A 6964-nucleotide genomic window follows, 5' to 3' on the forward strand; every position below is an offset into this window, starting at 1 on the left:
TAGCGTATCTAATATTCAGTCTCGCGTATACCCGTCGATTGTTTGACACTTACCTCGCAAATTATTTTCCAAATAAAAAAGCAGAGATTCCATCCTCCCTGATATAGAGAGGATAAGAATCTCTGCTTTTTGCGTGTGGAATTAAGGCTGCTTCAGGCAATCCTCCGTTACAGACCTCCCTTAAAGACCGCCGCGATTTGGTCGCTTCGGTACGCCTCCCCTTCTTTTCCTGAAAGAGAATTTCTGGAAACTGGCTTCCGGATTTTTCAGCCGTACAGGCGAAATCGACGAAATCACAAATCCAGCCTGTATCGATCGTCTGAAAGGAGGAATACCCAGAGAAAGAGCGGCAAAATTTAATCCCGGATTTCTTCCAGAACTGCCGGATCCGGAAGTCTGCGCAGGGCAAGGAGTGTCTGATTCAGCTCCATAGCGGTTTCATTGACTTGCGCCTGCGATACAGAAGTACGAAGAATCTCTTTTGCATCGCTCAGTTCTTCCTGCAGGGACGTCCAGTCTGCTTTGGCATAGCTGGCTTCCTTCAGCGTTTCGGCTTTGTTTACAGCCGTCTCTAATAAAGAAGGATCCAGAAGCTGTTCGAGCGCGTAGCTGAGCTGTTCGCTCTTTTCCTGAACGAGAGCCGGACGGGCGAATTCATTACGGCTGACGATCTGCGCCTGATCCAGGCGGTTTTTCAGATCGGTAAACTTCGCACTGCCATCGGTCTTCACATTTTTCGCCAGCTCAATGAGCGAATTGAGTTCCGTCTTATCGGCCGGTTCATACACGCGAAGAATCAGGAACGAATGCGGCTGTACGGTTACAAAAATGCGTCCGTCTTCATCCGGCTGAATTTCATCTGTACGGACCGTAACGTTTGCGGGACTGGTGAGGCTGTTTTCATCCGCCAGACCATTGGATTCCAGACGCTGCGCCTTGATCACTGCGTTTTCGACCGTTTCCGGCAGTTCGATCTGGATCTCGCGCGCATTTGTCGGATCCGCGTTTTCGATGGCGATGGAATAGTTGTGCTCTTCATCGCGGCTGGCCAGAACAGAAATGGAATTGACGTTGTTGGACAGCGTGTAGTCCTGTGACAGGGAGGAATTGAGCAGTTCGGTTCCAAATCCGGCGTTGAAAATCTAGAAGACGTGCGCACTTGGCGTCGCAAAGTAACCGAAATTGCCTTTGCCTGTGGCCGTATCTGAGCCGGCCAGCGGCACAACCTGAATGACGGCCTGCTGCGTTGGACCTAAGGCATCGGCTCCGGATGTGTAGTAATCCGAGAGGCAGTGCTTCTGAATGTAGGGCGAGCCCAGTTCGGCATAATCCATAATGCAGCGGGCGACATACAGAGCGTGCAGCTGGGAACGCGTACGTCCGCTGGTGTTGTAGTAAATGCCAAATTCCGAAATGGCCGGGACTTTGTCTTCCGGCATCTGGTTTAAGTAGTTCACGACGCGGTTTCTGCAGTTTTGCGCTTTGGCCATCGCATCAAGCAGGAAAGCTTCATCTGAACTTTCGTTGACGGTTCCTGAGTAAGGATGAATCGTCATGCCGTCGTAAAGGTCCGCATTGCCAAGCTGATTTTCGAGATTGACGAAGTTGACGTTTTCCCAGGCCGTATAAATTTTCACGTCATGCTCTTTGGATTCCAGTTCATTGATGCGCGACTGGGTCTGGCGCATCGCTTCGGATACATCGTTAAAGCCGTCATGATCCACGCTGTAGGACGCGTATATGCCATGACCGCTGGCAGGAACGGCGCCATGGACTCCGTCTCCAAATGTGATTTCGCCTGTGGAATAGTTCAGCGTGCACTTCTGATCGTTTGGTCCGGCATTTTCAAGGGAATCGACAATCGTCCATTCCGTCGCGGAAGCCGCGTTCTGACCGACGTAGACGTGGGCACCGTTTTCCAGTGCCTGGAAATCCGGATCCATGCGGAGTTTTCCGTCTTCGTAAAGCTTTTCCGTCTTCGTAAAGCATGGTGTTCGTATTGACGTGACGCAGCTGACGAACCATGTTTTTCGATCCGTCGGAGCGGGAGGCGTTTTCGTCCCAGTTGTCCGGGTTGGCCGCATAAATCCGGTTATAAGCGGTTGGCGCACCGAGGGTGAAGGCGTGAACCGCATCGGATCCGTCGGAACGGTAATCGATCCAGTAGCCCTGGGTCGTCTTGCCGTCGTTGTTAATGCCGTAGCACTGCTGGATTTCGTTTCCGATTTCAAAGAACTGTACGTTGTACGGTTCCGGATGGCCGTAATCGCTGCGCACCTTCGCCCAGTCGATGCCGCCGTTTGGATTGGTTCCGACTTTCGCATTCAGAAATTCAATCAGATCGGATGCGTCCTGCGCACTGCCTCTTGCCAGCGAGTACACATAAACGATATCGGAATCGACTTCATCGGCGAAGCTGGCAATTTCTTCGAGTCCGAAGTTGGGATCGATGCCGGTCTGTCTTCCATTGTTATAAAAGGCATGAACCTGTTTTTTGCGCTGTTCTTTTGGACCCAGCGTCGTTTTCCAGTTGAACAGGTTGGAAATGGATCCGCCGGGATAGCGAATCGATCCAAAACCTGCATCCTTGTACAGCGTTTTGAACTCGTCCTTAACCTGCTTCGTTTCGTCATCAAAGGTTCCATACGCGTTAAACGCATAGCGATGGTTGATGCCGAAAATGGAATCCGGATCGATCGTTCGAAGAATCTCGTCTTCCACATGCAGAATGGCCGGACGAGACTGTTCCGCGTTTTGACATGCCGTTTTCAAGGTTTCGCAGGCGTTTTGGAGTTCATTTATGGATACCGTTTCGGGATCGAGCGCTTCCACTGCATCCAGCGCGTTTTGCACGGCTGTTTTTGCCGAGGGGCTCACTTTGCTGTCGTCGCAGAGAGTCTGTCCTTTTGCGACCCACTCTTCAAGATCCGTCAGAAGGAGTCCTTTTCCTTTCTGCGCGTACAGTTCGAGTACATCGGCATCCGAAAGCTTCGTGTCGTACACGCAAAGTTCATCCAGATCGCCGCGCAGACCGTGCGGGTTGGTTCCTGTATCGTTTTTATGGTGACCGATCCGCAGATCAAACATCTGATTCAGAACCGTATTGCCCAGATCCTTTTCACTGTCAAATTTTCCATTGATGTAGAAGCGAACTTTTTTCGCGTCCTGATCAAAGCTGATCGCGACGTGCTGCCACTCGCCTTTAGCAACCGTTCCTTCTGAGAACACATCCGTGGCGTTCAGATACGTGTGATAATGGCCGTCTGCGCGCAGCGAGAGAATCGTTCTTCCGCTTCCCGTATGCTGAAGCAGTACGACAGACGATCCGTCCGCACTGTCCTGGCTTGGATCGTATTTGTACCATAAGGCGAAGGTCATGCGGCCCTGACCGGTATTGATATAGTTCGAGGCCTGCAGCCACGCATGCTGGGAAGGATCGGTCGGAAAACGATAAACCTGACCAAACAGGCTGTTTTCTGCCGAAGCGGTCTGCGCAGTAACTGCGGTAAGTGCGGTATGGGTACTCGTTTTGGACTGAAGCGGGGTATTCCCTTCAAAATCCCAGTAATCTTTCAGATGCTCGGCCGCCGGCATTTGTGCGGTTTAAGCGACGGCTGTATTTGGCGCAGCTTTTCTGGCGCTGTAATTTCTCTGAACTCTGTCGGTCGATCGGATCATCCTGACGGCCGAATCGCTGGATGACTGCGCGGCAAAAACCGGCGTGCTGCTCAGTGAACTTAAAGCCAGAAAGGCGCACAGCAAGCTTTTTGTTCCTTTCCGTTTCATATTTTCTCCTGTATTCCTGAACTGGTTTTCGACGCATGTTTTTCTTTTTCTTTCGATCTGTATGCCCGTTTCCGATGAAAAAGCGCTGTCCATTCATTTTGACAGACGGCACAATTGCCCGTTTCATGCCGTCTTTTTGGCTGAGTGAGTCTTCTCAGTTCCGTCGGACTGCTTAGGATAATTTCCGCGTCGAATTTTCCATCCTGTGTAAGCTCTTTCAGTATACCGTATGGATTCTTTCTGTTCCGTTTGGTCCTTTATGGTTTTCGGTTTTCCTGCATTCCCTCAGTCCTTCTGAAATTCCGTCTGGCCAGAATGCAGCACGATTTTCCACATGTGAAACTGTACGGATCCTGTTCCTGTCTTTTTTAGTTCCGGATGAAAGGACGATTTCAAATCCAGAAATGTTAATATCTTTCTGACTGTCCTGAACGGACAGGATCGATTGGACACAGAATCGTTACAGTCCTGCGGGATTTAATGACCCGTTTCTTCTGATTTGGCCTCAGATTTTTCTGAGGTGTTTCTGTGTGTACAGGATCTGATTATTTAGAGTCCTCATTTATACATCGATTTTCTCTGCGAATATTCATTCAAAACCGGAGACGCAAGAAAGGAGTTTTGCCATGTCTGTCTGCCTGTTTGATCAAGGCTGTTTTGAATTTGAGCGATGGCGTTCTGAAAGCGAAACCCATCGACGAAAGGAAGGTCGGGCGATATGAGTACGTCCTCTACGCTCCGTCTTCATCGAACCAGACTGCCGCGATCCAAAGTCATCATGATTCTTCTGGAATCGCTGCTGATTCTGGCTTATACCATTTTCACTTCTGTTTTCTTCACAAAAACGACGATCATCGCGGTGTGCGGAACGCTCGTTCTGATCATCAACCTGCTTCGCCTGTTCTATTCCAAATTCCTGAACGGGGTGTTCGAGAAAATGTATCGCTGGCGCTGGCTGATTGCGGCGATTGTGTTTGTGGTTCTGCTCTGTTTCCAGATCCACACGTCCAACGCGGCCTGCTACATGTACTCGTTTACCGCAAATCCGGAAGTGGAACAGTCCATTTTAATGGGCCGTCCGCGTATTCCGCGGGCCGATGAGTATGCGGTACAGCTTCCGTATTACTTCTCCCAGTACTACAACGACTACGCCCAGATTTCCCATCAGATGTCGATCGGCGGTCAGGATATGATCGTCGGCTACAACTCCCCGGTTCTGTCGCTCTCCCTGATCGGCAAGCCGTTTGTCTGGGGCTACATTCTGTTTGGAAACGCCTACGGCATTTCCTGGTACTTTTTGTCCAAAACGATTCTGATGGTGATGGTTTCGATCGAGATGTTCCACATCCTGACGAAAAACAAATACCTTTCCGTTTTTGGTGCGATTATCCTGACGTTTGCGCCGGGCATGCAGTGGTGGTTCTCGCCCCATTTCTACGATGCGATTTTCTGGGCGAGTACGCTCTTTGTGGTCGGCTACTGGTTTTTCCGCGCGCAGGGCTGGAAAAAATGGGCCTTCACGCTTCTGGCTATTGCATCGTTAGACGGCTTTGTTCTGGCCCTCTTCCCTTCTTTGCAGGTTCCTTGCGGACTGCTCGCCTTCTTCCTAATGTGCGCCTGTCTTTATCGGGATAAAGATGAGCTGGAATGGAAAAAGAGCAACATCTGGAACGTAATCGCGGTCATCGGCGGTCTTTGCATCGTTCTGGTGCCGACACTGCTTTCGGCAAAAGATGCGCTGATGATGGCCAACGATACCGTTTATCCGGGCGATCGCGTCGTTCATGGGGCGACCGGCGCACCGTGGATGCTGTTTATCAACCCGGTCAGCCTTTTGCAGACGTATACCGATCCGGATCTGCTTAACAACAGTGAAATCTCGAGCTTTACGCAGTTTGGCGTTGCCTGCTGCCTGTACTATCCGTATCTCTTCTACTGGCTGAGAAAGAAGAAAGACCGCTCCCGCTGGATCGGAACGGTTCTCTTCCTTTCCCTTTTGTTCCAGGCGTTTTATCTGCACTTTGAAATCCCGGTATGGCTGGCGAAAGTGACTCTGCTTTCTTCCTGCAACCGCATGCAGACCGTATTTGGCTATACCGGCACGATTTTTACCGTCTGGACGATTTACAAAGTGCAGGACACCAAGTTCCCGCACAAAACGCTCTCCGGCTTTGTCGCCTGCGCCATTTACGCCGTTCTTGCCGCTATGGTTACGCATTACATGATCCTGCCAAACTTCCTGCGGCTGTTTGGATCGCGGGCCATGTTCTATGTCTTCTCAATCGGTCTGGCATTCCTGTTCTGGCTGGCCTTTACCCGCTATCGTCAGCTGACCCTCTGCGGCATGCTGGCATGGACAGCCGGCAGCGGCATGCTTGTCAACCCGATCATGCAGGGAACGGCGAGCGTTGCCGAATACCCCATGGCACAGGCCGCTGTACAGATTCGTGAAGAAAATCCTGACGCCTGGTGGCTGACGACCGAAAACGATCTGCGTCAGGCGCTGATGATGGCCAATGGCGTCAAAGTCGTTAACGGCGTCAACTTCTACCCGGATTTCGAAAAATGGGAACTCATCGATCCGGAGCACAAGTTTGAAGACGAAATTAACCGTTACGCGCACATTTACGTTTCCCTGATTCCGGATGGCGATCTGGAAATTGCCAGCCCTTCGGGCGACGTAGTACAGGTAAATCTGCCCGTTTCGATGCTCAAAAACTGGGATATCGACTACATCGCAGGTACGGAGCGCGATGCGCAGGTTCTCGACGCCGGCGGCATTTCCTACCAGATTGTTTACGATGACGAGAATACCGAAGACGTGATTTACCAGATCCTCGACTAGTCCGTACACCTCGTTTCCTGGCTGCATATCAACCACAGCCCGCAAGAAATTTGCTTCGTTCTTTCTTCCCCTGTTCACGACTTGAACAGGGGATTTTTTCTGCTTTCCGTATTCTGCTTTCCGTATGCTGCTTTCCGCTTTGCTCGCTCCCTTCGCCCCATTTGCTTCGACACATTTGTCTCGCCGATTCGCTTCGACACGGCCCCTTCTGCCAATTCGTATCGACAAATTTCTGTGCCGGAGGATGCACGTTTTTTGAGCGAAACACGGTTGCGGGATGAATGTAAGTGTCAAACAATCGACGGGTATACGCGAGACTGAATATTAGATACG

General features: G+C 50.9%; 5 protein-coding genes. 1 reads left to right on the forward strand and 4 read right to left on the reverse strand.

Annotated elements, in window-relative coordinates:
• Positions 1-356: 356 nt before the first annotated feature.
• The 4 genes from Q2J39_RS10255 to Q2J39_RS10270 all read right to left on the reverse strand — a co-directional run bounded on the left by Q2J39_RS10255 (position 357) and on the right by Q2J39_RS10270 (position 3913).
• Complete coding sequence (locus Q2J39_RS10255) at positions 357-944, reverse strand: hypothetical protein (protein WP_288340577.1); 588 nt, start codon at positions 942-944, stop codon at positions 357-359.
• Positions 945-1142: 198 nt separating this feature from the next.
• On the reverse strand, positions 1143-1943 hold the full coding sequence (locus tag Q2J39_RS10260; protein ID WP_288340579.1) for a hypothetical protein: 801 nt from the start codon (positions 1941-1943) through the stop codon (positions 1143-1145).
• Positions 1846-3594 (reverse strand): LamG-like jellyroll fold domain-containing protein, encoded by a 1749-nt coding sequence (locus Q2J39_RS10265; RefSeq protein WP_288340581.1) that lies wholly within the window; start codon positions 3592-3594, stop codon positions 1846-1848. The genes Q2J39_RS10260 and Q2J39_RS10265 overlap by 98 nt, the downstream gene beginning before the upstream one ends.
• Positions 3554-3913, reverse strand: a complete 360-nt coding sequence (locus Q2J39_RS10270) for a hypothetical protein (protein WP_288340583.1) — start codon at positions 3911-3913, stop codon at positions 3554-3556. The genes Q2J39_RS10265 and Q2J39_RS10270 overlap by 41 nt, the downstream gene beginning before the upstream one ends.
• A 591-nt stretch (positions 3914-4504) precedes the next feature.
• Between Q2J39_RS10270 and Q2J39_RS10275 the strand changes: the two genes are divergently transcribed.
• Positions 4505-6631: a hypothetical protein gene (locus Q2J39_RS10275; protein ID WP_288340585.1), complete on the forward strand. Its 2127-nt coding sequence runs from the start codon at positions 4505-4507 to the stop codon at positions 6629-6631.
• Positions 6632-6964: the final 333 nt, after the last annotated feature.

Origin of the sequence: uncultured Allobaculum sp. (assembly GCF_948576815.1) — a bacterium.
GTDB classification, from domain to species: Bacteria; Bacillota_I; Bacilli_A; order Erysipelotrichales; family Erysipelotrichaceae; genus Allobaculum; species Allobaculum fili.

Coding starts and splice junctions, on each gene's coding strand:
- Q2J39_RS10275 (WP_288340585.1), top strand. CDS start 4,505: ATGAGTACGTCCTCTACGCTCCGTCTTCATCGAACCAGACTGCCGCGA.
- Q2J39_RS10270 (WP_288340583.1), bottom strand. CDS start 3,913: ATGAAACGGGCAATTGTGCCGTCTGTCAAAATGAATGGACAGCGCTTT.
- Q2J39_RS10260 (WP_288340579.1), bottom strand. CDS start 1,943: ATGGATCCGGATTTCCAGGCACTGGAAAACGGTGCCCACGTCTACGTC.
- Q2J39_RS10265 (WP_288340581.1), bottom strand. CDS start 3,594: ATGCCGGCGGCCGAGCATCTGAAAGATTACTGGGATTTTGAAGGGAAT.